General features: G+C 63.7%; 25 protein-coding genes. 10 read left to right on the top strand and 15 right to left on the bottom strand.

The features are described 5' to 3' along the window. Positions 1-160: 160 nt before the first annotated feature. Entirely contained in the window at positions 161-886 is a 726-nt protein-coding gene (locus ACF8R4_RS09140; RefSeq protein ID WP_016714594.1) for a FadR/GntR family transcriptional regulator, read from the top strand. 69 nt (positions 887-955) lie between these two features. Here ACF8R4_RS09140 and ACF8R4_RS09135 read toward each other — a convergent pair whose 3' ends face one another. From ACF8R4_RS09135 to ACF8R4_RS09125, 3 genes are all read right to left on the bottom strand, one after another. Continuing rightward, positions 956-2,449, bottom strand: a complete 1,494-nt coding sequence (locus ACF8R4_RS09135) for an aldehyde dehydrogenase (RefSeq protein ID WP_392492257.1) — start codon at positions 2,447-2,449, stop codon at positions 956-958. 165 nt (positions 2,450-2,614) lie between these two features. Beyond that, complete coding sequence (locus tag ACF8R4_RS09130; RefSeq protein ID WP_060497157.1) at positions 2,615-3,997, bottom strand: aspartate aminotransferase family protein; 1,383 nt, start codon at positions 3,995-3,997, stop codon at positions 2,615-2,617. 42 nt (positions 3,998-4,039) lie between these two features. Further along, positions 4,040-4,882, bottom strand: coding sequence for a helix-turn-helix transcriptional regulator (locus ACF8R4_RS09125; protein WP_060497158.1), 843 nt, complete (start codon positions 4,880-4,882; stop codon positions 4,040-4,042). 280 nt (positions 4,883-5,162) lie between these two features. Between ACF8R4_RS09125 and ACF8R4_RS09120 the strand changes: the two genes are divergently transcribed. The 3 genes from ACF8R4_RS09120 (at position 5,163) to ACF8R4_RS09110 (ending at position 9,330) form a co-directional block, all read left to right on the top strand. Beyond that, positions 5,163-6,545 carry an APC family permease gene (locus ACF8R4_RS09120; RefSeq protein ID WP_060497159.1) on the top strand — a complete coding sequence of 461 codons (1,383 nt, stop codon included), beginning with the start codon at positions 5,163-5,165 and terminating at the stop codon, positions 6,543-6,545. A 118-nt stretch (positions 6,546-6,663) separates the two neighbouring features. Next, complete coding sequence (locus ACF8R4_RS09115) at positions 6,664-8,244, top strand: aldehyde dehydrogenase (NADP(+)) (RefSeq protein ID WP_164524636.1); 1,581 nt, start codon at positions 6,664-6,666, stop codon at positions 8,242-8,244. Positions 8,245-8,394: 150 nt separating this feature from the next. Continuing rightward, the gene (locus ACF8R4_RS09110; protein WP_060497161.1) at positions 8,395-9,330 is read left to right on the top strand and encodes a LysR family transcriptional regulator; all 936 of its coding nucleotides are present in this window, start codon (positions 8,395-8,397) and stop codon (positions 9,328-9,330) included. On the opposite strand, the gene ACF8R4_RS09105 is transcribed toward ACF8R4_RS09110, so the two are convergent. Beyond that, positions 9,300-10,511: an MFS transporter gene (locus tag ACF8R4_RS09105; protein ID WP_060497162.1), complete on the bottom strand. Its 1,212-nt coding sequence runs from the start codon at positions 10,509-10,511 to the stop codon at positions 9,300-9,302. The genes ACF8R4_RS09110 and ACF8R4_RS09105 overlap by 31 nt on opposite strands. Positions 10,512-10,705: 194 nt before the next feature. Between ACF8R4_RS09105 and ACF8R4_RS09100 the strand changes: the two genes are divergently transcribed. After that, the gene (locus tag ACF8R4_RS09100) at positions 10,706-12,079 is read left to right on the top strand and encodes an 8-oxoguanine deaminase (RefSeq protein WP_060497163.1); all 1,374 of its coding nucleotides are present in this window, start codon (positions 10,706-10,708) and stop codon (positions 12,077-12,079) included. Positions 12,080-12,097: 18 nt separating this feature from the next. Here ACF8R4_RS09100 and ACF8R4_RS09095 read toward each other — a convergent pair whose 3' ends face one another. Continuing rightward, the gene (locus ACF8R4_RS09095; RefSeq protein ID WP_060497164.1) at positions 12,098-12,829 is read right to left on the bottom strand and encodes an SDR family oxidoreductase; all 732 of its coding nucleotides are present in this window, start codon (positions 12,827-12,829) and stop codon (positions 12,098-12,100) included. Positions 12,830-12,951: 122 nt separating this feature from the next. Between ACF8R4_RS09095 and ACF8R4_RS09090 the strand changes: the two genes are divergently transcribed. Next, the gene (locus tag ACF8R4_RS09090) at positions 12,952-13,719 is read left to right on the top strand and encodes a LysR family transcriptional regulator (protein ID WP_060497165.1); all 768 of its coding nucleotides are present in this window, start codon (positions 12,952-12,954) and stop codon (positions 13,717-13,719) included. A gap of 16 nt (positions 13,720-13,735) precedes the next feature. Here the strand turns inward: ACF8R4_RS09090 and ACF8R4_RS09085 are convergent, their stop codons facing one another. The 7 genes from ACF8R4_RS09085 to ACF8R4_RS09055 form a co-directional block, all read right to left on the bottom strand. Beyond that, positions 13,736-15,148 (bottom strand): MFS transporter, encoded by a 1,413-nt coding sequence (locus ACF8R4_RS09085; RefSeq protein ID WP_104834546.1) that lies wholly within the window; start codon positions 15,146-15,148, stop codon positions 13,736-13,738. Between the two features lie 66 nt (positions 15,149-15,214). Beyond that, positions 15,215-15,652 (bottom strand): type II 3-dehydroquinate dehydratase, encoded by a 438-nt coding sequence (gene aroQ, locus ACF8R4_RS09080; protein WP_060497167.1) that lies wholly within the window; start codon positions 15,650-15,652, stop codon positions 15,215-15,217. A gap of 3 nt (positions 15,653-15,655) precedes the next feature. Beyond that, entirely contained in the window at positions 15,656-16,474 is an 819-nt protein-coding gene (aroE, locus tag ACF8R4_RS09075; protein WP_060497168.1) for a shikimate dehydrogenase, read from the bottom strand. Beyond that, on the bottom strand, positions 16,471-17,703 hold the full coding sequence (locus ACF8R4_RS09070; protein ID WP_060497169.1) for a CaiB/BaiF CoA-transferase family protein: 1,233 nt from the start codon (positions 17,701-17,703) through the stop codon (positions 16,471-16,473). The genes aroE and ACF8R4_RS09070 overlap by 4 nt, the downstream gene beginning before the upstream one ends. Next, positions 17,700-18,155: a MaoC family dehydratase gene (locus ACF8R4_RS09065; RefSeq protein ID WP_060497170.1), complete on the bottom strand. Its 456-nt coding sequence runs from the start codon at positions 18,153-18,155 to the stop codon at positions 17,700-17,702. Before ACF8R4_RS09065 ends, ACF8R4_RS09070 begins: the two co-directional genes overlap by 4 nt. Then, positions 18,152-18,550, bottom strand: a complete 399-nt coding sequence (locus ACF8R4_RS09060) for a VOC family protein (RefSeq protein ID WP_016714609.1) — start codon at positions 18,548-18,550, stop codon at positions 18,152-18,154. The genes ACF8R4_RS09065 and ACF8R4_RS09060 overlap by 4 nt, the downstream gene beginning before the upstream one ends. Beyond that, on the bottom strand, positions 18,547-19,494 hold the full coding sequence (locus ACF8R4_RS09055; RefSeq protein WP_392492252.1) for a ketopantoate reductase family protein: 948 nt from the start codon (positions 19,492-19,494) through the stop codon (positions 18,547-18,549). The genes ACF8R4_RS09060 and ACF8R4_RS09055 overlap by 4 nt, the downstream gene beginning before the upstream one ends. Positions 19,495-19,587: 93 nt before the next feature. Between ACF8R4_RS09055 and ACF8R4_RS09050 the strand changes: the two genes are divergently transcribed. Further along, the gene (locus ACF8R4_RS09050; protein WP_060497172.1) at positions 19,588-20,496 is read left to right on the top strand and encodes a LysR family transcriptional regulator; all 909 of its coding nucleotides are present in this window, start codon (positions 19,588-19,590) and stop codon (positions 20,494-20,496) included. A gap of 13 nt (positions 20,497-20,509) precedes the next feature. On the opposite strand, the gene ACF8R4_RS09045 is transcribed toward ACF8R4_RS09050, so the two are convergent. Continuing rightward, complete coding sequence (locus ACF8R4_RS09045; protein ID WP_060497173.1) at positions 20,510-21,001, bottom strand: GNAT family N-acetyltransferase; 492 nt, start codon at positions 20,999-21,001, stop codon at positions 20,510-20,512. Between the two features lie 163 nt (positions 21,002-21,164). Here ACF8R4_RS09045 and ACF8R4_RS09040 point away from each other — a divergent pair, with 163 nt between their 5' ends. Continuing rightward, positions 21,165-21,755 (top strand): biliverdin-producing heme oxygenase, encoded by a 591-nt coding sequence (locus ACF8R4_RS09040; RefSeq protein ID WP_392492251.1) that lies wholly within the window; start codon positions 21,165-21,167, stop codon positions 21,753-21,755. A gap of 211 nt (positions 21,756-21,966) precedes the next feature. Next, positions 21,967-22,317 (top strand): hypothetical protein, encoded by a 351-nt coding sequence (locus ACF8R4_RS09035; RefSeq protein WP_104834540.1) that lies wholly within the window; start codon positions 21,967-21,969, stop codon positions 22,315-22,317. 171 nt (positions 22,318-22,488) lie between these two features. On the opposite strand, the gene ACF8R4_RS09030 is transcribed toward ACF8R4_RS09035, so the two are convergent. Continuing rightward, positions 22,489-22,647 (bottom strand): DUF2986 domain-containing protein, encoded by a 159-nt coding sequence (locus ACF8R4_RS09030; protein WP_082426317.1) that lies wholly within the window; start codon positions 22,645-22,647, stop codon positions 22,489-22,491. A gap of 158 nt (positions 22,648-22,805) precedes the next feature. On the opposite strand from ACF8R4_RS09030, the gene ACF8R4_RS09025 reads away from it, so the two are divergent. Then, entirely contained in the window at positions 22,806-24,560 is a 1,755-nt protein-coding gene (locus ACF8R4_RS09025) for a phosphoethanolamine transferase CptA (RefSeq protein WP_082426318.1), read from the top strand. Positions 24,561-24,805: 245 nt separating this feature from the next. On the opposite strand, the gene ACF8R4_RS09020 is transcribed toward ACF8R4_RS09025, so the two are convergent. Continuing rightward, on the bottom strand, positions 24,806-25,342 hold the full coding sequence (locus ACF8R4_RS09020) for a membrane integrity-associated transporter subunit PqiC (RefSeq protein ID WP_060497177.1): 537 nt from the start codon (positions 25,340-25,342) through the stop codon (positions 24,806-24,808). Between the last annotated feature and the right edge of the window lie 9 nt (positions 25,343-25,351).

Raw genomic sequence — 25,351 nt, 5'->3', positions numbered from 1 at the left:
AAGCAGGGCGTGAGCCTGACTAGTAAGATGTTTGATAACATATGCCGACAACATCACCGCTGGTTGGCTACGGATCCCGCCGCAAGGGGCATCAGGGCTGCGCGCAACCTGCCGGAGAATCAACCGTGATGAGCCAATCAGTTTCAGGAGCAACCCTTCTATGAATGCGTCGTTAGGCACGCGCCGCGCCAACCTGGCGGAAACCGTGATCCAGGAGCTTTCCAGCCGGATCGACAACGGCACCTACGGCCCGGGCGACAAACTGCCGTCCGAACAGGAGCTGTGCAAAGAGTTCAACGTCAGCCGCCCGGTCATCCGCGAGGCGGTGGCCTCGCTGCGCCTTGGCGGGCGCCTGATCGCTCGCCAGGGTGTGGGCGTATTCGTGGTCGAGCAGGATGTAAAGCGCATCGGCTTCGCCATCGACAGCGTTGTCGATGATGTACGCGCTGCAGCGCAGATCCTTGAACTGCGTCTGGGCATCGAGACCGAATCGGTCGCCCGCGCCGCCGAGCGCCGCAGCCCTGCGAGCATGGCGGCGATCACCGAGGCGTTCGACCGCTTCAACTCGCTGGACGGCGCCACGCAAGAGGAAGAAGCCAAGGCCGACTTCGAGTTCCACCTGGCGATTGCCCGCGCCACTAGCAACCCGCACTTCACCCAACTGCTGGAGGCGCTGGGGCCGGACATCATCCTCGACCTGAACCTCAAGCATGGGCAGGTCACCGGCAAGAACCGCCAGGCGCATATCAAGAAAATCGCCCGTGAACACGGGGCAATCCTGTCGGCAATCAGCATGGGCGACGTAGCCAGTGCGCGCACGGCGCTGCGCAAACACCTGGAAGAGAGCCTGTCGCGGTATCAGCGCTTGCTCGACAGCAAGGCCTGATCGCTGCCCTGCGCTGGCCTCTTCGCGGGTGAACCCGCGAAGCAGGCGACGCAGTTCATGAACAACGCATCAGGCGCGCAGCTGGTACCAGGTGGTCTTGAGCTGCGAATATTTGTCGAACGAATGCAGCGACAAGTCGCGGCCAAACCCCGACTGCTTGCCCCCGCCGAACGGCACCGTCACATCCAGCGCATCTACCGTGTTCACCGACACCGTGCCGGCCTTCAACGCCCGCGCCACCCGGTGCACCTGATTGAAATCATCGCTCCACACCGAGGCAGCCAGGCCATACAGGCTGTCGTTGGCCAGGCGCACCGCCTCTTCTTCCGTGTCGAAGGCGCTGACCGCCAGCACCGGCCCGAACACTTCCTCCCGCGCCAGGCGCATGCGCCCCTCGACACCGGCAAAAATGGTCGGCTCGATGTAGTTGTCCGAGCCTTCGACAGTCAAACGCCGACCGCCACACACCAACCTGGCGCCCTCTTGCCCGGCGCGGGTAATGGCGGCCTCGATGCGGCCGGTCTGCTCGGCATCGACAATGGCACCGGCGCGGCTTGCCGGGTTCAGCGGGTTACCCGGCATCCACTGGCGTGCCTTGGCCTGCAGGCGCTCGACGAATTCGTCATGGATCGAGCGCTGCACATACAGCCGCGAGTTGGCGGAGCATACCTCGCCCTGGTTGAAGAAAATGCCGAAGGCGGCCTTTTCCGCCGCCAGGTCCAGGTCCTGGCAGTTATCGAACACCAGGTTGGGGCTTTTGCCACCGCATTCCAGCCACACTTGCTTGAGGTTGGACTGCGCCGAGTACTGCATGAAGTACTTGCCAACCTGGGTAGAGCCGGTGAATACCAGGCAGTCTACGTCGGGGTGCAGGCCCAGCGCCTGCCCCGCCTGCTCACCCAGGCCCGGTATCACGTTCAACACACCTTCCGGCAAGCCCGCTTCCAGGGCCAGCTGGGCCAGACGCAGGGCCGAGAACGGGGATTGCTCGGCGGGTTTGAGTACCACGCTGTTGCCGGCCGCAAGCGCCGGGGCCAGCTTCCAGGCGGCCATGTCGAGCGGGAAGTTCCAGGGCACCACGGCGGCGACCACACCGAGCGCTTCCCGGGTAATGGTGGCAAGCGCGTTGGGTGCAGTGGGTGCCACTTGGTCGTAGAGTTTGTCCAGCGCCTCGCCGTACCAGGCGAACACCTGGGCCGAGCCCGGCACATCGATGGTGTAGGCATCCATGACGGGCTTGCCCATGTTCAGCGAGTCCAGCAAGGCCAGTTCTTCGCGATGGGCCATGATCAGCTCGGCCAGGCGCAGCAGCACCTTCTTGCGCTCGCCGGGGGCCATGCGTGGCCACGGGCCTTGCTCGAAGGCCCGGCGGGCGCTGGCCACTGCAAGGTCGACTTCAGCCTGGCCGCAGGCAGTGACCTTGGCCAGTACGGCGTTGGTGGCGGGGTTGATGGCGGCGAAGGTGGCGCCATCCTGGGCGTGGACGGCTTTGCCGCTGATAAGTGCCTGCGACGGGAGGTACAGGTCCGAGGCGCGTTGTTGCCAGAATTCGAGGGTGTACATTTGTACTCCTTAAACCTTTGGAGCAGTCTTTTGGTGAAGGGCTGCGCGTCTCCTGTAGGAGCGGGTTTACCCGCGAACACCGGCGAAGCCGGTGCCATGCACTGCGGCGGCTGATTCGCGGGCTCGGCCGCTCCCACAGAGAAATGTGTCGGGCTTGCGAGCGGGTTAGAGTTTGCCGACCAACCGGGCCGTGCGGTCCACGGCAATCCGCGTCTTCTCCACCAGCTCATCCAGCTCGCTGTGGTTGGCGATCAAGGCAGGGGCCATGATCATCCGGCCCAGGGTCGAGCGAATGATCACCCCTTCCTCGAAACCGAACGTACGGCACTGCCAGGCCAGGTCGTTCTCGTTGGCAAAACGCTTGCGCGTTGGCTTGTGCTCGGCAAACTGCAACGCCGCCACCAGTCCGGCACCCTGCACCTGGCCGATCAACGGGTGGTCAGCGAACACCTCGCGCAGGATGCGTTGCAGGTAGGGCCCGGTGTCGTCCTTCACCTGGTGCACGATGCCTTCGTCGCGCAGCGCCTTCAGGTTGGCAATGGCCACCGCCGCCGCCACCGGGTGGCCGGAATAGGTCAGGCCATGGGCAAACACCCCACCGCGCTCTACCAACGCCTCGGCAATGCGCTTGCTCAGCACCAGGCCGCCCATGGGCACGTAGCCACTGGTCAGGCCCTTGGCGATCGACAGGGTGTCGGGCTCGAAGCCGAAGTATTCGTGGGCAAACCACTCGCCGGTGCGGCCAAAGCCGCCAATCACCTCATCGGCGCACAGCAGCACGTCGTACTGGCGGCAAATGCGCTGAATTTCCGGCCAGTAGCTTTCCGGCGGGAAGATCATGCCGCCCGCGCCCTGGAACGGCTCGGCAATAAAGCCGGCAACGTTCTCGGCGCCAAGCTCAAGGATTTTTTCCTCCAGCTGCAAGGCGCAACGGCGGCCAAACTCGGCCGGGGTCAGCTCGCCACCCTCTGCGTACCAGTACGGCTCATCGATGTGCGCAACGTCCGGAATCAACCCGCCCATTTCGTGCATGAACTTCATGCCGCCCAGTGCAGTGGCCGCCAGGGTCGAACCGTGGTAACCGTTCCAGCGGCCGATCATGATTTTCTTGCTTGGCTGACCCACCACCTGCCAGTAGCGGCGCACGGTGCGGATCAGCACCTCGTTGGCCTCGGAGCCCGAGTTGGTGTAGATCGCGTGGCTGTAGTGCCCCGGCAGCAGGCTGAACAGCAACTCGGACAGCTCGATCACCGCCGGGTGGGTGGTGTGGAAGAACATGTTGTAGTACGCCAGCTGGTCCATCTGCGTGGCAGCGGCGGCCGTCAGGTCACGGCGGCCATAACCGAGCTGGGTGCACCACAGGCCAGACATGCCATCCAGGTAGCGCTTGCCCTCGCTGTCCCACAGGTGCATGCGTTCGCCCCCCACGATCACCCGCGGCCCTTCGGCGTTCAGCGCCTTCTGATCGAGGAAGGCATGGATATGGTGTGCGGCGTCGGCTGCCTGGTAGTCACGGGTCTGGCGTTGCGGGGCGAAAGGCGCGTTCATTGTTGGTTTTCCTTTGCGGTGGGGTTGCAGGGCAGCCGTCGCTCAGCGCAGCTTGCCCATGTAGCTTTCAAGCGGGTCCTTGCCCAGCACACCCTGGGCATTGGCCAGCGCGTCGATGAACAGGGAAAACAGCTCGGACTGGGTACCGATGTCGAGCTTGGCGTAGACGTTCTTGCGGTGCGATTTGATGGTGTCTTCCGAAACACCCAGGCGCTCGGCCAGCGACTTGGTCGAGTGGCCACGCAGGATCAGCTGGGCAATACGGCATTCACGCTCGGTCAGCAACGAGCTGCCGAAGTTGTTCAGCGCAGCGTGGATGCGCTGTTCGAGGATGTTCTCGAAACGCCCGGCGCGGCTGTCCAGCCCGGCGAAGTGCTTGCCGAGTACCGCCAGCACCCAGGGCGTGACGCGCCCGAACAGCTCGCGGGTCTGTGTATCGAGCTTGTCGGTAAACGCCAGCGACACCGCCAGGCTTTGCCCGGGCGCCACCTGCAGGATGTAGTTGAGCTCATCTTCCAGGTGCGAGTGGCGGTAGAACGACTGGTAGTACTCGCTGACCTCGAAGTGGTCGGGGGCCACTTCGAACAGGCCATAGCAACCGGACGCGACCTGCTCCACGCAAGCACCGTAAAACGGGTCGAGCAGGTAGAAGCCCGACAGGTAGCGGCTGACATTGCCCTCGGGCTGCCAGGGCGCCTTGTCGTCCTGCTCGAACAGCGCGCAAGGCATGCCGTCGTGCGGGTAGAGGTACACCGTGGTCGCCTGGATCGACCGGATCACGCCAAGTGCAGCAAACAGGTTGTCGGCGAAGCCCGGGCGGCCGATGGCCTCGGTGACCTTGGCCAGGTGCTCGAACCACTGTTCTGAAAGCAATTGATTAGTCACTGTGGGCCTGCCGTTTCTATTCAGTGGCACCGCCGCCAGTGCGGTGCGTTGTTGACCAGATACTCCCACGCCGCTGCAGGTACCGAAATCACCCGTTGGGGTGAGTCGGCCAAGGGGCGCCCCCTCACCCCAAAGGGTGATTCCGGGCACCCACAGGGTGTGGGAGCATCAAACCGCCCCAGCGCTGCGAGCCTTGCGCTCGACCTCCTTGCACACCCCCCACCGGTAGCGAGCCTGCTCGCGTACTGCGGTGCCCTGCATCCCTTTCCAGGAGTTAGCAATGCATACAACAACAAGTACAGCCCATTCGCCTGCTTCGCATGCACCGTCACACCCCGGCTTCAGCACCGGCCGCTTCCGTAAGTCCATGGGCATGACCGCCCTGGTGCTGTTCGGCCTGGCCTACATGGTGCCCCTGGCCGTCTTCACCACCTACGGGCTGGTCACCCAGATGACCAAAGGGCACCTGCCCACCGCCTACCTGCTCACCCTCGCCGCCATGCTGCTCACCGCCTACAGCTACGGCCGCATGGTCCAGGCCCACCCCTACTCCGGCTCGGTCTACACCTACACGCGCAAAGCCTTCGGCAGCCACATCGGCTTCATCACCGGCTGGACGCTGCTGCTCGACTACATCTTCCTGCCGCTGCTCAGCTACCTGCTGATCGGCATCTACATGTCGGAATACTTTCCGGCGATCCACGCCTGGGTGTGGGTGGCGGGCTCCATTGCCCTGGTCACGTTCCTCAACCTGATCGGCATCGAGTCGATCACCCGCGTCAACTGGATCCTGGTGGTAGCGCAGTTGGTGTTCATCATCGTCTTCGTCGCCCTGTCCGTGCTCAAGCTCAACGGACAGGCGGAGCCGGTGTCGCTGCTGGCCCCCTTCCATCACGAAGGCTTCAACGTGCCGTTGATCATGACGGGCGCCGCCGTGCTGTGCCTGTCGTTTCTCGGCTTTGACGCGGTGTCGACCATGGCTGAGGAAACCAACAACCCGACCTACCGCATTCCCGTGGCGATCCTGGCCGTGTCGCTGATCGGCGGCTTGCTGTTCCTGGTAGTGTCGTACTGCGCACAAATGGTGTTCCCCGACTGGGGCAGCTTTGCCGACCCGGACTCGGCCTCGGTGGATGTCATGCGCCGTGTGGGCGGCGAATGGCTGGTAACTGCGTTCACCGCCACCTACGTGGCCGGCTGCTTCGCCTCGGCCATGGTGTCCCAAGCCAGCGTCTCACGCGTGCTGTTCGCCATGGGCCGCGACGGCGCATTGCCGCGTGCGTTCGGCCAGCTGGTGACGAAAAAGCGCGTACCGGCGACTGCCATTCTGGTGGTCAGCCTGCTGTCCCTCATCGCCCTGGTCATCACCCTCGACACCGTGGCCAACATGATCAGCTTTGGCGCCCTGTTCGCCTTTTCGGCGGTAAACCTGGCGGTGGTCAAGCACTACCTGGTCGATCAGAAGCTACGCGGTGGCCGCAACTACCTGCTGTATGGCGCCATTCCCGGCCTGGGTTTCCTTAGCACCCTGTGGCTGTGGAGCAGCCTGACCAGCCTGTCGTTCACCATCGGCCTGTGCTGGATGGGCATGGGGTTGGTGGTGCTGATGGGGCTGACCAAGGCGTTCCGGGTGAAGCTGCCGGAGTTGCAGATGGCCGAGTGACGCTGAGCACCGGGTGATAACCGTTCGTTATCACCCGATCCGCATTAATCATTATTCAGCCTCCCGTTAGCCGCCTACAGTCCCAGCGCAACGACTGTCATTGCCAACGGGAACCGAAATGTCCATCGAACATCGCCTGAACCACATCGCCGGCCAACTCAGCGGCAACGGGGACGTGCTGCTGAACAGCTTCGACGCCCACAGCGGCGAGCCGCTGCCGTACGCCTTCCACCAGGCAACCGGCGACGAAATCGAGGCTGCCGTGCAGGCTGCCGAGGTTGCCTACCCGGCCTACCGCAGTACCCGCCCGGCACAGCGCGCCGCCTTCCTCGACGCCATCGCCAACGAACTGGACGCCCTGGGCGACGACTTCATCCAGCATGTCACCCGCGAAACCGCACTGCCCGAAGCCCGCATCCGTGGCGAACGCAGCCGTACTAGCAACCAGTTGCGCCTGTTTGCCGAGGTGGTACGCCGTGGCGACTTCTACGCCGCCCGAATCGACCGCGCCCTGCCCCAGCGTACCCCGCTGCCACGCCCGGACCTGCGCCAGTACCGCATCGGCGTGGGCCCGGTGGCCGTGTTCGGCGCCAGCAACTTCCCACTGGCCTTCTCCACCGCAGGGGGTGACACCGCCTCGGCGCTGGCAGCGGGCTGCCCCGTGGTGTTCAAGGCGCACAGCGGGCACATGCTCACGGCCGCTTATGTCGCCGCAGCCATCGACCGCGCCGTGGCCAGCAGCGGCATGCCGGCAGGGGTGTTCAACATGATCTACGGTGCCGGCGTGGGCGAAGCGCTGGTCAAGCACCCGGCCATTCAGGCAGTGGGGTTCACCGGCTCGCTGCGGGGTGGCCGCGCCCTGTGCGACATGGCTGCCGCGCGCCCGCAGCCAATCCCGGTGTTCGCCGAAATGAGCAGCATCAACCCGGTCATCGTGCTGCCCCAGGCGCTGCTGGCCCGTGGCGAGCAAGTGGCTGCAGAGCTGGCCGCCTCGGTGGTGCTGGGTTGCGGGCAGTTCTGCACCAACCCGGGCCTGGTCATCGGTATTCGGTCGCCGCAGTTCGAGCACTTCGTGCACACGCTGGTGGCGCGGATGGCCGACCAGGGTCCACAGACCATGCTCAATGCCGGAACCCTGCGCAGCTACCAGAACGATGTGCAGCACCTGCTGGCACACCCAGGCATCCAGCATCTGGCCGGGCAGCCGCAAACCGGTAACCAGGCCCGGCCACAGCTGTTCAAGGCTGACGTAAGCCTGCTGCTGAACGGCGACCCACTGCTACAGGAAGAAGTATTCGGCCCGACCACCGTCGTAGTGGAAGTGGCCGATGCCCAGCAACTGGCCGAGGCGTTGCGCCACCTGCAGGGCCAGCTGACGGCCACCCTGATTGCCGAGCCTGACGACCTGCACGCCTTTGCCGGACTGGTGCCACTGCTGGAACGCAAGGCCGGGCGCCTGCTGCTGAACGGCTACCCGACCGGCGTAGAGGTATCGGACGCGATGGTGCATGGCGGGCCTTACCCGGCCACGTCCGATGCCCGAGGCACCTCGGTCGGCACCCTGGCCATCGACCGCTTCCTGCGCCCGGTGTGCTTCCAGAACTACCCGGAGGCACTGCTGCCGGATGCGCTGAAAAGCGCCAACCCGCTGGGGATTGCGCGGTTGGTGGATGGTGTGGCCACCCGGGAGACGGTTTGATCGGGCACTGAGGTAGCCTGTGCCGTCCTCTTCGAGGCGCCTAATCACCGCGAAGAGGACGTTACAGGCTCACACCATTGATGAATTTTGGTTGTCAGCATTGAATAATGCAGCACCGACAATCAAACCCAATTCATCAAAAGGCCGGCCATGTACTCCTCCGAACGCCTCAAAGGCATCGATGTTTTCGTCGCCGTCGCCGATATGGGCAGCTTCACCGCAGCCGCCGAGCGGCTCAACCTCACCAGCTCGGCCATCAGCAAGAGCGTGGCCCGGCTGGAGGCTCGCCTGGGCGCACGCCTGTTCAATCGCACCACCCGCAGCCTGTCGCTCAGCGAGGCGGGCGTGGTGTTCTACCGCACTTGCACCTCGGTGCTGACTGACCTGGAAGAGGTCGAGCACGCACTGGTCGCCAGCGATAGTCAACCCCACGGCAAAGTCCGAATAGAGCTGCCCGCCTCCTACGGTCGCTTGCATGTGCTGCCACTGATCCTCGACTTCATCCGCCTGCACCCTCTGCTGCAGCCGCATGTGTCGTTTTCCGATCGTTTTGTCGACCCGGTGCACGAAGGCATCGATATCGTCGTGCGCATCGGAGGCCCGGATGCATGGCCGGCCGCGCTCGGCCACCAGTACTTCGGTGCCCAGCGCCTGATGTTCTGTGCCGCCCCCTCCTACCTGGAAAAGCACGGCGTGCCGCAAGACGAGCGCGACCTGGAACACCATCACTGCATCGGTTATGGCCACACCGACGGCATGGTCAGCCCATGGTTCTTCAAGGGCCGCCAACCTGGCGAGATGGAGCGACGCACCGTGCAGCCGCGCATCGCGGTGGGCGACGGCGAGGGGGAAGTTGCAGCCGTGCTGGCCGGACATGGCATCGGCCAGCTGCCCACCTGGCTGACCCAGCAACACCTCGATCAAGGGCGCCTGGTGGAGGTGTTGCCGGCCCTGGCCACCGACGGCCTGCCGATGAACCTGGTGTGGCTGAAAAGCCGCGAAGGGTTACCCAAGGTGCGCGCCTTGCGTGACTATCTGCTGCCCCGGTTGTCGCCTCACGGCACCCGTGCCAGCACAGCGGGCTGACGCGAAAGGCTGCTCACCAGCGGCACCAAGCCCAGCGCCAACAGCGCGACACCGGCGGCCATGTAGCCCAGGTACTCGATACCCAAACCAGGGATGGTCATGCCACCGAGCACGGCGCCCAGGCCGATCCCAGCGTTGGCCGCCGACACATTGGTGGTACCGGCCAAGGCTTGGGCATGCGTCACCGAACCCATCACCCGCACCTGGCTGACGGGGTACAGCGCCGTGTTGGCAATGCCCCACACCGCCAGTGCCAGGCAGAATGCCAGGCCGGAACCTGCCAGCGGCACCAGCGCCGCCATACCTATGGCCAGCAGCAGCAGGAACAGCGCCGTCGCCCAGAGCGGTGAACGGTCCACTGCGCGCCCGCCGATCCAGTTGCCAAACAGGCCGACTGCGCCAAAGCCCATCAGCCACCAGCCGGTATGTGCCGGTGCGACGCCGACAACCCGCTGCAGCAGATCGGCTAGGTAGGTGTAGCCGGTGAACATCGCAGTGAACACCACCACCGACAGCAGCACATTGGCGAGAAAATAGCGCTCCTTGAAAATGCGCGCCTGCTGCATGAAATCGATTTTCGCCGTGCGGGCGACTCGCGGCATCCACAACCCCATGGCCAACGCCATCAGCAGCGACAGCGCGGCCAGTATCCAGAACGCGCCACGCCAGCCCACGGCATTGGCCGCCACGGTACCCAGCGGAATGCCCAGCAACATCGCCGCCGAGATGCCCAGATAAACCTTGGCGATGGCCTGCCCCGCGCGATCACGCCCGGCCAGGTGCCCGGCCGTTTCGCTGGCGGTGCCCCAGAACACCGGCAATGCCAAAGCCGGAATCACCCGCGCGATAGCCAGCACCCAGAAACTGTTCGATGCCGCAGCCAGCGCATTGGCTGCGGCAAACACCAGCAGGATGGTGATGAACAACCGCTTGCGGTCCAGATGGGCCAGTGCGGCTGTCAAGACCGGGCCGGTAAGCATGACGGTAAAGGCAAACAGCGTGACCAACTGGCCCGCCATCGAGATCGATATCCCCAGGTCCTGGCTGAGCGCGGGCAGCAACCCGACAATGAGGAACTCAGTGGTGACGATCAGGAATGCCGAGAAGGCCAGGATGGCGATGCTGATAGCAACGTTTCGGCCGGCAGTGGCAGCCCCAAGGCTGGATTCATGAACAGACATCAAGACAGGCTCCAGAAAAGAGGCTGTCAGTCTATTGGCAAAATGAATTCCTATTTCTGGTCATATTTCACAAATTAAATGATCCATATTCATCAATAACCGGTCAATGTATACAACTTTCAGGAATTCTGATTACATAACCGTTCGCCTACGACATCGGTAAACGCCGATGCGTATTGCGACGGGCCTTAGCCATGTCATCTGCAACCCGCAAGAAAACCCTCCTCGTCAAAAACGCTGCACTCCTGGTCACCATGGACGGCGAACGCCGCGAAATCAAACACGGCGGCCTGTTCATCGAAGGCAACCTGATCAAGCAGGTCGGCTCCAGCGACACCTTGCCAAAACAGGCCGATGTCATCCTGGACATGGCCGGCAAAGTGGTGATCCCGGGCCTGGTCAACACCCACCACCACATGTACCAGAGCCTCACCCGCGTGGTGCCTGCTGCCCAGGACGGTGAGCTGTTCAACTGGCTGACCAACCTGTACCCGATCTGGGCACGCCTTACCCCCGAAATGATCGCGGTGTCGACCCAGACCGCGATGGCCGAACTGATCCTGTCCGGCTGCACCACCTCCAGCGACCACCTGTACATCTACCCCAACGGCTGCAAGCTCGACGACAGCATCCATGCCGCCGCCGAAATCGGCATGCGCTTCCACGCCGCGCGCGGCAGCATGAGCGTGGGCCAGAGCCAGGGCGGCCTGCCGCCTGACGCGGTGGTGGAAAAGGAGGCCGACATCCTCAAGGAGTCCCAGCGCCTGATCGAGGACTACCACGATGCCAGCCATGGCGCGATGCGCCGTATCGTGGTGGCGCCCTGCTCGCCCTTCTCGGTCAGCCGCGACTTGATGCGCGAAGCCGCCGCCCTGGCGCGCCAATACGGGGTGTCGCTACACACCCACCTGGCCGAAAACGTCAACGATATCGCCTACAGCCGCGAGAAATTCGGCATGACCCCCGCCGAATACGCCGAAGACCTCGGCTGGGTCGGTCATGATGTCTGGCATGCACACTGTGTGCAGCTCGACCAGCACGGCATCGAGCTGTTCGCCCGCACCGGCACCGGGGTCGCCCACTGCCCTTGCTCGAACATGCGCCTGGCCTCGGGCATCGCCCCGGTGCGCAAGATGCGCGACCACGGCGTGCCGGTGGGCCTGGGGGTCGATGGTTCGGCGTCCAACGATGGCGCCAGCATGATCGGTGAAGTGCGCCAGGCCCTGCTGCTGCAACGGGTAGGCTTCGGCCCCGACGCCATGACCGCACGCGAAGCCCTGGAAATCGCCACCCTGGGCGGTGCCAAGGTGCTCAACCGCAATGACATCGGCGCCCTGGCGCCCGGCATGGTCGCCGACTTCGTCGCCTTCGACCTGGGCCACGTGGCCTATGCCGGCGGCCATCACGACCCGCTGGCGGCACTGGTGTTCTGCACCCCGACCCAGGTGCACACCAGCGTGATCAACGGCCGTGTGGTGGTCCAGGACGGCCAGTTGACCACCGTCGACCTGCCCCGCGTGCTGGAGCGCCACAACCAGCTGGCGCACCAACTGGTCAGCGGTGCGTGATGCACCCCGCGTTACCCGTCACGCCTGCTGGCGGGTAGCGCACACCACGATTTCCCGAATGCACACCGATTGAGGCTGGCCGTAGGCAAAGCCGATGGTCTCGGCAATGGTCTCGGCCGTGAGTACCCCGCCCATTTCCTGCTTCCAGTCGTTGTAGCCGGCCTTGATGGCATCATCGGTCGTGTGGCTGAGCAGCTCGGTATCGACCGCGCCTGGCTCGATGGTGATCACCCGCACGTTGCTCGGCGCCAGTTCTTCACGCAGGTTTTCCGAAAGGCCAGTGACGGCGAACTTGGTACCGACGTAGGCGACATGGTTGGGGAATGCCTTGCGACCGGCCACGGAGCTGACGTTGATGAGGGTGCCGTGCTTGCGCTCGACCATACCGCTGGCCACGGCATGGATGCCGTTGAGCAGCCCACGCACGTTGACGTCGAGCATGCGGTCCCACTGCTCCGGGTCCTGGGTGGTGATGTTGCCCAACAGCATCACCCCCGCATTGTTGATGATCGCGTCTACCGGCCCAAAGCGCGTTTCGGCTTCGGCGACGGCGGCCTGCACCGCAGTGCGGTCGGTGATATCAACCGACAGTGCCAGCGTGTTTGGCAACTGCAGTTGCTGCATCGGCGCCAGGCGACGCGAAAGCAGCAGCAAGGCGTGGCCACGGCTGGACAGTAGCCTGGCGGTGGCCAGGCCGATGCCGGAGCTGGCGCCGGTAATGACTACCAAGGGTTTATGGGTGTTGGTCATGGTCACCATCCTGTTATCCGATTTGCCTATGGGTAAGAAGTAGAGCCAGTATAGAAACCTGTTTTTCTTGCGAAAAATGGGAAATTCCTTTCACAGCCATCGGCATCACTTATGGGTACCCTATGGACTATCGCCAGCTTCGTGCCTTCATCGCCGTGTTCGAAGAGCGCAACATCACCGCCGCCGCGCGCTCGATTCACCTTAGCCAACCGGCGCTTTCCGGCAGCATCAAGGCACTGGAAGAAGCGCTGGGCACCACGCTGTTCGTTCGCCAGGCCCGCGGCGTTGAGGTAACAGAGGATGCCCGGGCGCTGTACCCCGAGGCGCAGCGCATGGTCGCCGATGCCAACCGCCTGCTTGGGCGCTTCAAAGGGGATCGTGAACGCACGCCGTTGCAGATCGGTGTCGAGCAGGATGTGAGCGCGGCGGTGCTGGGCAAGGTGGTGCTGGCAGCGGCAGCCCTCCAGCCTCCGGTGCGCCTGCAACTGGTGACCGGCTGCATGGGCGCAGTGCGGCTCGCCAGCGAGGAACTGCGTTGTGAGGATGAACTGTTTCTGCCGCTGCACAGCGACCGGTTCGTCCTGGCGACCGCACCGCAGGCCCCCACCAAGGCCCAGTGGATCACCTGCCCTGCACAGCCCAGCCATCAGCGCCTGCAACCGTTTTACAGCGGCACGCCTGTGGCAGAGGCCGATAGCTTTGCCCTGGCCCTGGAGCTGGTCGCCGCAGGCCTGGGCACCGCGATCGTGCCGGAGTCACTGGCGGCCGAGCACCGTGGCGTACACAGCGAGCCTATGCCACAACTGGACCTGCGCCGACGCATCGGCCTGTGCTACTCGGCCCAGGCGCTGGCGCTCGACGGTGTCATCCAGCTGCGTGATGCCTTGTAGCCGGACCCTTCAACGATCAAGTGCGCAGCACGTGCTCCCCGGCGTTGCTCGGCAAGCGGATGGCATCCACCAACGCGACACAGGCGATCAATGCAACGCCGATCAACGCCCAGTGAAAGTCGCTGACTGACATCTCACTCTCGCCCCCCCGCACCATCATCGCTACGCGTAGCAGCAGCGCCACCACCGCCACCCCCAAGGCCATCGCCAGCTGGAAGCACATGCTGAACAACGTCGAAGCCTCGCCCATCTGCTGCTTGGGCACTTCGGCAAAGCCGACAGCGTTGTAGGTGGTGAATTGCATCGAGCGCGAAAGCCCGCCCACGAACAGCACCACCGCCATCCAGTACCACGGCATGCCTGGCTGCAAGCCCAGGCAAGCCAGAATGCATCCAACGCCAATCACGCCATTGACCAGCAACACCCGGCGAAAGCCATAACGGCGCAGCAAGCGGGTGGTGAACGGCTTCATCGCCAGGTTGCCCGCGAAGATCGCCAGCACCAGCAGCCCGGCATCCACTGGCGACAGGCCAAAACCGATCTGCAACAGCAGAGGGATCAAAAACGGCAAGGCGCTGATCGACAGGCGGAACAAGGTACCGCCCACGATGCTGACCCTGAACGTGGGGATAGCCAAGGTCTCCAGTGGCAACAGCGGTGCAGGATGGCGCTTGCAGTGACGGATCGCCAACCCGCTCAACCCCCCACCCAGCAACACCAGCGTCAGCCCGCCCTCCAGGCTGCCCCCCGCCAGTGAACCAAGCATTTCCAGGCCGACCAGCCACGCCGCACAAGCCGAAGCCAGAAACACGAAGCCCAGCATGTCGAAACGGCGCGTTTCATCTAAACGGGCATTCGGAACCAGTAACCAGGCCGCCGCGATCGCCACCAACCCGAGGGGGATGTTCAGGTAGAAGATCCAGGGCCACGACCAATGGGTGACGATCAGGCCACCGAGCGGTGGCCCCAGGACTGGTGCCACCAGCCCGGGCCAGGTGATCACCGCAAGCATTTTCACCAGGTCTTTCTTTTCGGTGGTACGCAGCACCACCAGCCGGCCTACCGGCACCATCAAGGCACCGCCAATACCCTGTAATACCCGCGCGGCGATGAAGGTTTGCAGGTTGGTGGCCATCCCACACAGCAGCGACGCCACGGTAAACAGGCCAATGGCCCCGGCGAACACCTGTCGCGCGCCGAAGCGGTCGGCCACCCAGCCGCTCAGCGGAATGAACACCGCCACCGCCAGCAGATAGGCACTGATGCCGATGTTCAGGCTGACCGCATTTTCGCCGAAATCACTGGCCATCTGCGGCAGCGCCGTGGCAATGACAGTGGCGTCGAGGTTTTCCATGAAGAAGGTGATGGCGACCAGCAAGGCGATGCAGGTGGCTTGGCGCGAGGTATAGGGGGCTGCCGGATTGGCCAAGGTACGCGTCCTTCTGGTTGGCAATGAATCCATGGGGCCGTGAGCGGCCCCTGTGGGAGCCGGGACCTAGAGCATGCGCATGACTGCACGCAACGCCAGCAGGTAAGTCTCGACACCAAACCCGCAGATCTGCCCACGCACCACCTCGGCAAACACCGAATGGTGCCGAAACGGTTCCCTAGCATGGATGTTCGACATATGCACTTCAACCACCGGCACCTCAAGAATGGCCAGTGCATCACGAATACCGTAGCTGTAATGCGTCCACGCCCCGGCATTGATCAGCACTGCATCCACCCGGTCGTCAAAGGCCCGATGGATACGCTCGCACAGGGCACCTTCGAAGTTGCTCTGGAAGCTCTCGACCCTTGCCCCCAGCTCCGCGCCCAGCGCCTCCAAGGCCTGGTCGATATCGGCCAGGGTTGCCGTGCCATACTGGCGCGGGTCGCGCTTGCCAAACATGTTGTGGTTGATACCGTGCAGCATCAGGACATTGGCAACCATGGCTTATTCCAGCGCAATCGTCAGGCGGTCGATCACGGCACGGGTTTCAGGCCGTACGCCTCGCCACCAGGCAAACGCCTCTGCGGCCTGCTCGACCAGCATACCCACGCCATCCGCCAGGCGTGCCACACCGGCCTCGCGCGCCAGGCGCAGGAACGGCGTGAGGCCTTTGCCGTAGGCCAGTTCATACGCCAGTCGCGCGTCGCCCAGCACCCCGCCAGGCAGCGGCGGCAGTTCACCGACAAGGCTGGCGGAAGTGGCGTTGACCACAATGTCGAAGGTTTGCCCTTCCAGCGCTTCGTAACGGCTGATACGCAGCCTTGGGTGATCCAGTTCGTTACGCAGTGCCAAGGCCTTGGTCATGTCGCGGTTTGCAATCACCAGCTCGCTGGGCTGCGCGTGCAAGAACGGCAATAGCGCGCCGCGCACTGCACCACCGGCGCCAAGCATCAGCACGCGGCGGTTGCGCAGCGGCTCACCGAGGTTGGCTTCGATATCGCGCAGCAAGCCGATGCCGTCGAAGTTTTCAGCTGTGATATGGCCATCCTCGAACTTCAGCGCATTGGCGGCCCGGGCCAACTGCGCGCGCTCGCTGCGCCGGTCGGCCAGCTCGAAGGCACGCAGTTTGAACGGGGCGGTGATGTTCATGCCCAGCCCACCGTCAGTGCGAAACTGCAACACCTGGGCCTCAAAACCGTCCAGCGAGCCTTCAATAGCCCCGTATTCCAGTTGCTGGCCGCAGGCCTGAGCGAACAGGCCATGAATCAGCGGTGACTTGGTGTGGTTGATCGGTCGGCCGATCACTGCGTAGCGGTCGCTCATCGTGTATCTCCGTGGGTAAACAACACACCGTCTGCCTGCAGGGCGGTGATTTCTTCAGGGCTGAAGCCAAGCGCTGCGGCCACTTCGGCGTTGTGCTGGCCGAGGTCCGGGGCTACCTGATGGATCGTGGTGTCACAGTCGGAAAACCGGAACGGCAGATTGGGCAGGCGCAGGGTACCGTAGCGAGGGTGCAGCTGTTCGATGACCATGTTGCGCGCCTGGATTTGCGGGTCGGCCAACACCTCATCGATACGCTGTACCTTGGCACTGGGAATGTCGACGGTGTCGAGCAAGGCAAGGATCTCCGCCACCGAGCGCGCACCCGCCCATTCACGCACCACCGCCAGAATCGCCTCGCGGTGGGCATTGCGGCCATTCAGGTCGTGGTAGCGGTTATCGCTGCCAAAACCTGCCGGGCCGCCGTTGGCTTCGAGCATGGCGGCGAAGCGCCGCCAGGCATCATCGACCTGGGCTGCAATCACCAGATCGCCATCAGCGGCGCGGAACACGCCGTACAAGGTAGACGTGGGCATGTCGTGGCCGGTCTGCTCGGGCAGCACTGTGCCATCGGACAGCGTGTAGCACTGCACGGCGTACTCGTGCATCGACACCAAGGTGTCGTACAGCGCCATGTCAATGTGCTGGCCGCGCCCACTGCTCACGCGCCCCAACAGTGCCGCGTTGATCGCTGCTACGGCGTGAATACCGGTGTACATGTCGCCCAGCGAAATGCGCAGCAATGGCGGCGCCTCACCCGGCACACCGACCATCTGCATGATCCCGCTCTTGGCCTCGGCAATCAGCCCGAAACCGGCGCGGTGGGCATCCGGCCCGGTGTGGCCATAGGCGGAGATCGAGCAGTACACCAGGCGCGGGTTACGCACCGACAGCTCGGCATAGCCCAGCCCCAGCTTGTCCAGCGCGCCGGGGCGGTAGTTTTCAATGAATACATCGGCCGAGTCGGCCAGGCGCTGCATGAAGGCTTTTCCGCGTGGGTCCTTCATGTTCACGCTGACGCCCTGCTTGCCCATGTTCATCTGCAGGAAGTAGCCGCTCTGCTGATCATCCAGGGTAAAGGCGTGCTGGCGGCCAGCATCGCCGCTGCCCGGCCGCTCGACTTTGATCACTTCAGCGCCCAGCGCCGCCAGGCAGCGCCCCACATAGGGCCCGGCAAGGAAGTGGCTGTAATCGATGACGCGGATACCCGCCAATGGCAATGCCTGGCTCATGCCTGCCCCCTCCGTGGCACCATCAACCGGTGCTCGCCGCGCTGCACCACCTGGCCATGCTGGTTGACCAGCTCTGACGGCAGTACCACGATGCCCCAGCCTGGCCGGCTGTTGCTCGGCCGCATCGCCCCCACCCGCATGCGTACATGCAACACATCGTTGACCTTGATCGGCAACACGAAATCCCAGGTCCAGCCCAGCGACATGCCCGGCAAGAAGCGGTACTCGCACTGGGTCTTCAGGCCATCGGCGATCGACAGCCCGAACAGACCGTGCGCAACCAGGCAGCCGAAGTGGCTGGCGTTGGCGTAGGCCTCGTCAACGTGCACCGGGGTGTGATCACCCGTGAGATCGGCGTAGGCCAGGATGCGCTCACGGGTTACGGTATAGGTGGGGCTGATGCACTCATCGCCTTCGCGGGCATCATCCCAGTACCTTTCCACCACGCTCATGCCTGCACCTGCGCACGCGGGTCGATGGCCAGTGCCTGGGCAACACACTTCGCCGGCAACGCCTGAATGAACTCCACCGCCAGACCGTCCGGCAAGCGCAGCCAGTTGCGGCCCTGGGGCATTTCGCTGACGCCATAGCGTTGGGCGGCTGCCAGGACGCTCTCCAGGTCTTCGCACATGATGCCCAGGTGTGCCATGCGCCCCTCAGGGCCGGCAAAGTCGGGCTGGTGAATGAACTGCAGGCCGCCCAGCGTCCAGTACTGCGCCGGTTGCTCGACGCTGCCCTGCACCTCACGCATGGTCATGCCACACACTTCGCTGAAAAAACGGATATGCCACTGGATGTCCTGCACCCAGAACGCCACGTGTTCAAGGTAGGCTTTTGGCTGGCTCATGGGTTGTCCCTTTTCTGATGATCGGCCATCGCGCGTTCGATGCCCTTGATACAGGCCACCAACGTGGCGTTTACCGGTGTGGCGACGCCGTGGCGCTGGCCCCAGCGCACGACAGCGCCATTGATGAAGTCGATTTCGGTGAACGAGCCTTTTTCCAGGCTTTGCAGCATCGAGGTGCGGAAGCTCGATGGCAGGCCCTCGGCGGCCAAGGCCCACGCGGCGTCGGGGCTGGTCAGGCTCAGGCTTATATCGGCACGCTCGGCCACCGCAATCGCCTCGGCCACCGCCGCTTTGGCAGTGCTGGCCAGCAGCGGCTCGCTGTACAACTGGCCGTAGCTGAGCTTGGTGATACCGCTGAGTGCGCCCGTGGCGACATTGACCAACAGCTTGTCCCACATGGTACCGAGGATGTTGTCACTGACCGTGGTGGCCAGCCCGGCAGCGTTGAAGGCCTCGGCGATGGCCTGGACACGCGCTGAAAACTGCCCGTCGAGTTCACCGATGTAAGTGTGTTTGCCCGCCACACCAGCGCGAATCGAACCGGGTGCAAGTAGCACGCCGCCCACATAGGTCTTACCCGCCAGCACCCGTTCCCGTCCGACCACCTCAGCCAGAATGTCCTCGTGCCCCAAGCCGTTCTGCAGCGACAGCACCAGCGTCTGCGGCCCCAGCAGCGCGGTGGCCCCGGCCATCGCTTCGGCGGTGTGGAATGACTTCACCAGCACCACGACCAGCTCGGCCACACCCACGTCGTTGGCATCAGTGGTGGCGTTGACGCGCACCTGGCGCTCACCGCGCTCATCCTGCACCTGCAACCCGTGCAGGTTCATCGCTTCGACATGCTCGCGGCCACGGTTTAGTAGCCAGGTTTCATGCCCGGCCTCGCTCAGCGCCGCACCAATGGCGCAGCCCAAGGCGCCGGCACCCAGAATGCAGACTTTCAAATCGCAGACCTCCTGTGGTTTGCGATTACCTTATGCAGCGGGCTTTATTCGCGCTATACAATGACCGCAATATGCTGATTGAGATTTACAATAATGCCTGCTGCCGACGCCCTGCCCGAGCCCAAGCTGCTGCAATTGTTCGATGTGCTCTACCACTGCCGTAGCGTTACGCGTGCCGCCGAACAGCTGGGCCAGAGCCAGCCGACCATCAGCATCTGGCTGGCCCGCCTGCGCCAGCAACTGAACGACCCTCTGTTCGTGCGCACCCCCGGCGGCATGGCCCCTACCCCGCGCGCCGACCAGTTGATCGGGCCTTGCCGCGAAGTCCTTGAGTCGCTGCGCAGGCTCACCGCCTGGGAGCCGCAGTTCATCCCCGCCACGGCACAACGGCGCTTTCGCCTGTGTGTCAGCGATGCCAGCCATATCACCCTGCTGCCAAGCATCCTCAACCACCTGCGCACGCATGCGCCGGGCATCCGCCTGGAGGCTGTGCGCATCGATGGCAATAGTGAAAGCGCGCTGGAGTCGGGTGAGGCCGACCTCGCCATCGGCTTTGTCCCTTGGCTGGGTGGCGGGATGTACCAGCAGGTCCTGTTCGAACAGGACTGGGTATGTTTGAGCAACCGCCAGCACCCGCGGCTGGAAGGCGGCATGAACCTGGCCCGCTACCACGCTGAGGGCCATGTGCAGATCAGCGCGGGGACCGGCCAGAAGTTGCTGGAAGCGGGGCTGGCGCGCGCCAGCATCGAACGTCGCATCGTGCTGGAGCTACCCGCGTTTCTCGGGCTGGGGATGATCGTCGGCACTACGGACCTGGTCGCAACCCTGCCTCGGCACATCGGGCAGACGCTAGCCGATATGCATGACCTGCAAGTGCACGACTGCCCGTTTGCAGTTGAGGGTTTCACGGTGAAGCAACACTGGCACGCTCGCTACCACCAGGACAGTGGCAACCGCTGGCTGAGGGAGGTGATCCACAACCTGTTCGGCCGCCCGGCCTGAAGCACGTCCTCGCTTACAGGCCCATGATCATCTCGTGCCAGGCCATGCCGCCATGGTCCGACGGTGACGGCTTCACATACCGGTAGCCCAGCTTCTGGTACAGGGCCACATGCTGCTCTTTGCACATCAGGTGAATGGTCTGCTTGCCCGACGCTTTCATACGGGCGATGAATGCTTCCATCAGCCGTTTGGCGTAGCCTTTGCCCTGATGTGCCGGGTCCACCACCACCGACATGATCACCACGTTCGGTGCTACCGGGTCGTGGCCGACCAGTTCCTTGAAGTTTTCATCAGACATGACAACTTCGTGGGCGCAGCCGCTGTTGATGAAACCGACGATCTCACCCGCGTTTTCCAGAATGAGAAAACCCTGTGGGTACTGTGCGATGCGGGTGCGGATCTTCTCCAGGGTGGCCGCCTCATCCCCTTCATAGGCGCCGATTTCAATGGCGTAGCAGCGCTCGGCGTCTGCGGCGGTGGGGGTGCGGAACTGGGGAGTACTCATGGCTGATTCCTTGGAAACGTGAAAGCGTCTGCCATGGTAAATCAGGCGTGTGTTCTGGCGATATCGGGCCACCACCCTCGGCCAAGCCAGCCACGTGGTGCTTGATGCTGGCCAAGGATGGCAAGCATGATGGGCGTATACCCCTCACACCACGGATACGCCTATGACCGCTGCACCCTCCCCCCTCGTGGAGCCCGGCCGCTGCAAACGCTTGAAAGCAGCCAGCAGTAGGGACCATGACAGCGTCGATCAACTGGTGATGGCGGCACGCCCTTTCGAAAACCGCGAGCGCTATGGCCGCTTCCTGCAGGTACAGCACCGCTTTCACGGCAGCCTGTTGACGTTGTACAACGATGCGCAGCTCAACCAGCACCTGCCGGGGCTGGTTGGGCTGTCGCGCTTCGCTGCGGTCGAAACCGACCTGCGTGATCTCGGCCTGCCATTGCCCACGCACCCTCAACAAGTCTGCGTCGACCCGGTCGAGGCCCTGGGCTGGCTATATTGCAGCGAAGGTTCGAATCTGGGTGCGGCGTTTCTGTTCAAGCAAACCCAGCGCCTGGGGCTCGATGGCGACCAAGGCGCCCGCCACCTGGCGCCACACCCGGACGGCCGGGCGCTGCATTGGCGCGAGTTCGTTGCCCGGCTCGACGGCCTGGTGCTGGACGAGCAGGACGAAGCCGCAGTGGTCGCTGGCGCGATTGCCGCGTTCGACAGTTACCAGGCGCACCTGCGAGAGGTGTTCGCAGAAGAATGACTGGGTGCCTATCAACGGCCGCCGCCGGGTGATAGGCCATCGAAGTTCTACAAGTTGTTGCTGCAGCGAACTTTTTCTTGATTGCGTGTCTATGAGGGAGGCACAGAAAGGTAGCGTAACGTGAGACACGCCGCGCCCCCACCTGCTGGCCAGATGGCTCAATTGTTATCAGAGGTTGGCTTCGCTCATGAAAATACATGTCGCAAGGTTGATGCTGCTCGGCCTGTTCTCGTTCGCGGCAATGGGTTCGGCATCGGCAACACAAATGAAAGCCCCGGTGGCCCAGGCCCCCGCCGTTCAGTCACCGTTGCAGCCTGCCGGCAACCCTTGGTCGAGCGTGGCGTCCATGGCCGTCGAACAGCCGGCCACGCTGTTGGCGCATGATGACGACCGCTGGCATGACCACAGAAGCGACTGGCGCCGTGAGCAATGGCGGCGCGAGCAAGCCCGACGGGACTGGGAGCGGCGGCGGGACTGGGAACGCCGCCGTGACTGGGAGCGCCGCCATGAGCGGGCAATGCACCAGCGTCACTATGACGAACACCGCTACTACCGCCGCTGACCGGCGAGCCCCGGCAGGCGCCTCTCTACCCTGTGGGAGCGGGCTTGCCCGCGAAGAAGACGACGCGGTGTATTGCACCGGCTTCGCCGGTGTTCGCGGGCAAGCACGCTCTCACAGGATCGCTGCTTAATCAGAGCTTTATGCATTGATCCATGGCAGGCGTTTCTGGCATCAGCTCTCAGTAAGGTTAGCGGCATCCCCCGCTGCCTCGGCTTCCATCTTCAAACGGTCAGCCTTGCAAATGTATTTGGGCTTGCGCGGTGCCAGCTTGGCACTGGCCTTTTTGGCATGCGCCTGCAATAGCTGCTTGATCTTCTTACGACGGTTCATATCCACAGGGCCTGTCAGTACGTTTTAGCGGCTGCCATCATACCCGTGCGGCCTGCGCATTTCGCCACGTTGACGTTATTTTCACAGCCCACAGATTAGCGTCACACCCTTTCTGGCCGCAGCAATCCTGCTGGCTACCAAGGTACGACGAGGCATACGTGTCACACACTACATCCCCCGCCGCGCACAAGCGCGTGGACTGGGCCGGCCTGGGCTGGCTTTTGCTGTTCTTCTGGTACTTTTCCGGTGTAACCCAGGCGTTGCTGCTGTTCAGCGGAACGACCGGGTTTGCCGGTTTTCGTGATGCGCTCTTCCTCAGTAGCCTGTGGCTGGCCCCGGTGCTGCTGGTGCCGCGCTTCACCCGCGCGACTGCAGCGGTCATCGGCTTGGTGCTGTGGGGGGCATCGCTGGTGGGTTTGAGCTACTTCGGCATCTATCGCCAGGAGTTCTCGCAAAGCGTCATCTTCGTAATGTTCGAGTCCAACACCGCCGAAGCCGGTGAGTACTTCAGCCAGTACTTCAGCATCTGGCTGGGCCTGGCATTGCTGCTGTACACGCTGGTGGCGGTGCTGCTGTGGAAACGCGTACGCCCGGTCAGCCTGCCCCTGCGCAGCCGCCTGCCGGTGGTCGCCTTGTTGCTGGTAGCCAACCTTGTGTACCCGTTCTACAAGCAGATGGTCACCCAGGAGCGCAATTTCGCCGATGCCGCCGAGAAGGTGCAGCAGCGCATGGAACCCGCCGTGCCCTGGCAGTTGCTGGTCGGCTACCGGCAGTACCGCCAGCAACTGGACAACATGCAGGAACTGCTGGCCCAGAACGCCGCATTGCCGCCGCTGCAAAACCTGCGTGACAGCAGCGGAACGGCGCCCCGCACCCTGGTGCTGGTACTGGGCGAGTCCACCACCCGCGAGCACATGCACCTGTACGGGTATAACCGCGACACCACGCCCAACCTCGACGCCCTGGCCGCCAGCGACAAAGGCCTGACGGTGTTTCGCGATGTGGTATCGCCACGCCCGTACACCATCGAAGTGATGCAGCAGATACTCACCTTCGGCGATGAGCAGAACCCGGACCGCTTCCTCACCGACCCGTCGCTGATCAACCTGATGAAACAGGCAGGCTACAAGACCTTCTGGATCACCAACCAGCAGACCATGACCAAGCGCAACACCATGCTCACCACCTTCTCGCAGCAGACGGACGCGCCGGTGTACCTGAACAACCAGCGCAACCAGAATGCCAGCCAGTACGATGACGTGGTGCTGGCGCCGTTCGAAAAGGCCCTGCAGGACCCTGCACCGAACAAGTTCATCATCGTGCACCTGCTGGGCACGCACATGGACTACCGCTACCGCTACCCGGACGACTACACGCACTTCACCGACAACCAGGGTGTGCCAGGCAAACTGACGCCGGACCAGGTCAAAACCTACAACTTCTACGACAATGCGGTGCGTTACAACGACTACGTGGTCTCGAGCCTGATCAAGCGCTACTCGGCCGGTAACCCCAATGGCTTCCTGGTGTACCTGTCCGACCACGGTGAAGACGTGTACAGCTCCGGCGACCACGACCGCCTCGGGCGCAACGAGGGCGCGCCGACCCGGCCGATGTACACCATTCCGTTCCTGCTGTGGACCTCGCCCAGCTGGCAGGCCGAGCACCCTCGTGACTTGCAGGCGATGGCCAACCGCCCGTACAGCAGCTCGCACCTGATTCATACCCTGTCCGACCTGGCCGGGCTGAGCTATGACCGCTTCGAGCCGGCCAAGAGCCTGGTAAGCCCGCAGTTCGTGGCAACACAGCGCTGGATCGGCGACCCCTACCGCAAGGATGGCTTGCGCGAGTTCGACCACCTGCCGCTGGACAAGCCTGAGCAGGCACAGGAAACAGCCAGCACCCGGCAGTAAGCCGACACCTGCAGGAGCAGCCTTGTGCTGCTCCTGCAGGGTTTGCGATATCCCGTCCGCTTCGTGCTCGCCGGGCAGATCGGTTTCATCGTTGGTGTGTCGCTGTTGCGATGCACGGTGTATTCCTGCTGGCCGGGCTGATCACCAGCGTGGCCTTTGCACTGTCCTGGCTGCTGCGCGAAGTGCCGCTGCGCCGCGCCACACAGTCCTGAAGCCAGGATGCCAGCGCGCCGCCCGCGTGGCACTCATACCGATGCAGCGCAACTGCCTTTCCGGGCACTCCCCCGCACCGCCTCGGCCAGCTTGCGCAGGTTGGCCTGGTGCGCATTCACCAGGCTGGTGATGCTGTTGTCCGCGGCCGTCTGCACCGACGTGCGGCAGGTCAGTTCGGCCTGCCCTGCCTGCTTCAGGCGCCACACGGCCTCCAGCGAGGCATAGCGCCCCGGCACCGTATCGAAGCGCTGCACATCCACCCGCAGTGCCGCCTTGCTGCCTGCCGCCGGCCCGCCCAACTGGTCCTGCAAGGCGCTGCGAAATTCATCCACCAGGTTGGCGCCCCACCATTCCGTTTCAAGAATGGCCAGGCCGCTCTGGCCCTGCCGCACCACCAGTTGCGGGCGGTCCACCTGCGGCGGCACCACCACCCGGGTCACCTGGATGCGCTGCCCGCTGTCGCGCACCGGCTCGCTCGCCATCAGCGTGTGGTAGTTGTTCGGCGTACTGCTGCAGCCCCCGAGCCACACCAGCAGGCTGGCCACACACACATTGCGCAGTCGTTGCATCGGCTGTCT

Source organism: Pseudomonas sp. FYR_2, from assembly GCF_043106425.1.
Classification (GTDB): Bacteria; Pseudomonadota; Gammaproteobacteria; order Pseudomonadales; family Pseudomonadaceae; genus Aquipseudomonas; species Aquipseudomonas monteilii.
This window is presented reverse-complemented; position numbering and strand designations above follow the sequence as displayed.

What these genes read in the sequence shown, in the direction of transcription:
- ACF8R4_RS09105 (WP_060497162.1), bottom strand. Translation starts at nt 10,511, where the DNA reads ATGTCTGTTCATGAATCCAGCCTTGGGGCTGCCACTGCCGGCCGAAAC.
- ACF8R4_RS09045 (WP_060497173.1), bottom strand. Translation starts at nt 21,001, where the DNA reads ATGAGTACTCCCCAGTTCCGCACCCCCACCGCCGCAGACGCCGAGCGC.
- ACF8R4_RS09090 (WP_060497165.1), top strand. Translation starts at nt 12,952, where the DNA reads ATGGACTATCGCCAGCTTCGTGCCTTCATCGCCGTGTTCGAAGAGCGC.
- ACF8R4_RS09040 (WP_392492251.1), top strand. Translation starts at nt 21,165, where the DNA reads ATGACCGCTGCACCCTCCCCCCTCGTGGAGCCCGGCCGCTGCAAACGC.
- ACF8R4_RS09140 (WP_016714594.1), top strand. Translation starts at nt 161, where the DNA reads ATGAATGCGTCGTTAGGCACGCGCCGCGCCAACCTGGCGGAAACCGTG.
- ACF8R4_RS09130 (WP_060497157.1), bottom strand. Translation starts at nt 3,997, where the DNA reads ATGAACGCGCCTTTCGCCCCGCAACGCCAGACCCGTGACTACCAGGCA.
- aroE (WP_060497168.1), bottom strand. Translation starts at nt 16,474, where the DNA reads ATGAGCGACCGCTACGCAGTGATCGGCCGACCGATCAACCACACCAAG.
- ACF8R4_RS09035 (WP_104834540.1), top strand. Translation starts at nt 21,967, where the DNA reads ATGCTGCTCGGCCTGTTCTCGTTCGCGGCAATGGGTTCGGCATCGGCA.
- ACF8R4_RS09030 (WP_082426317.1), bottom strand. Translation starts at nt 22,647, where the DNA reads ATGAACCGTCGTAAGAAGATCAAGCAGCTATTGCAGGCGCATGCCAAA.
- ACF8R4_RS09115 (WP_164524636.1), top strand. Translation starts at nt 6,664, where the DNA reads ATGTCCATCGAACATCGCCTGAACCACATCGCCGGCCAACTCAGCGGC.
- ACF8R4_RS09120 (WP_060497159.1), top strand. Translation starts at nt 5,163, where the DNA reads ATGCATACAACAACAAGTACAGCCCATTCGCCTGCTTCGCATGCACCG.
- ACF8R4_RS09070 (WP_060497169.1), bottom strand. Translation starts at nt 17,703, where the DNA reads ATGAGCCAGGCATTGCCATTGGCGGGTATCCGCGTCATCGATTACAGC.
- ACF8R4_RS09135 (WP_392492257.1), bottom strand. Translation starts at nt 2,449, where the DNA reads ATGTACACCCTCGAATTCTGGCAACAACGCGCCTCGGACCTGTACCTC.
- aroQ (WP_060497167.1), bottom strand. Translation starts at nt 15,652, where the DNA reads ATGGTTGCCAATGTCCTGATGCTGCACGGTATCAACCACAACATGTTT.
- ACF8R4_RS09050 (WP_060497172.1), top strand. Translation starts at nt 19,588, where the DNA reads ATGCCTGCTGCCGACGCCCTGCCCGAGCCCAAGCTGCTGCAATTGTTC.
- ACF8R4_RS09060 (WP_016714609.1), bottom strand. Translation starts at nt 18,550, where the DNA reads ATGAGCCAGCCAAAAGCCTACCTTGAACACGTGGCGTTCTGGGTGCAG.
- ACF8R4_RS09020 (WP_060497177.1), bottom strand. Translation starts at nt 25,342, where the DNA reads ATGCAACGACTGCGCAATGTGTGTGTGGCCAGCCTGCTGGTGTGGCTC.
- ACF8R4_RS09110 (WP_060497161.1), top strand. Translation starts at nt 8,395, where the DNA reads ATGTACTCCTCCGAACGCCTCAAAGGCATCGATGTTTTCGTCGCCGTC.
- ACF8R4_RS09095 (WP_060497164.1), bottom strand. Translation starts at nt 12,829, where the DNA reads ATGACCAACACCCATAAACCCTTGGTAGTCATTACCGGCGCCAGCTCC.
- ACF8R4_RS09065 (WP_060497170.1), bottom strand. Translation starts at nt 18,155, where the DNA reads ATGAGCGTGGTGGAAAGGTACTGGGATGATGCCCGCGAAGGCGATGAG.
- ACF8R4_RS09100 (WP_060497163.1), top strand. Translation starts at nt 10,706, where the DNA reads ATGTCATCTGCAACCCGCAAGAAAACCCTCCTCGTCAAAAACGCTGCA.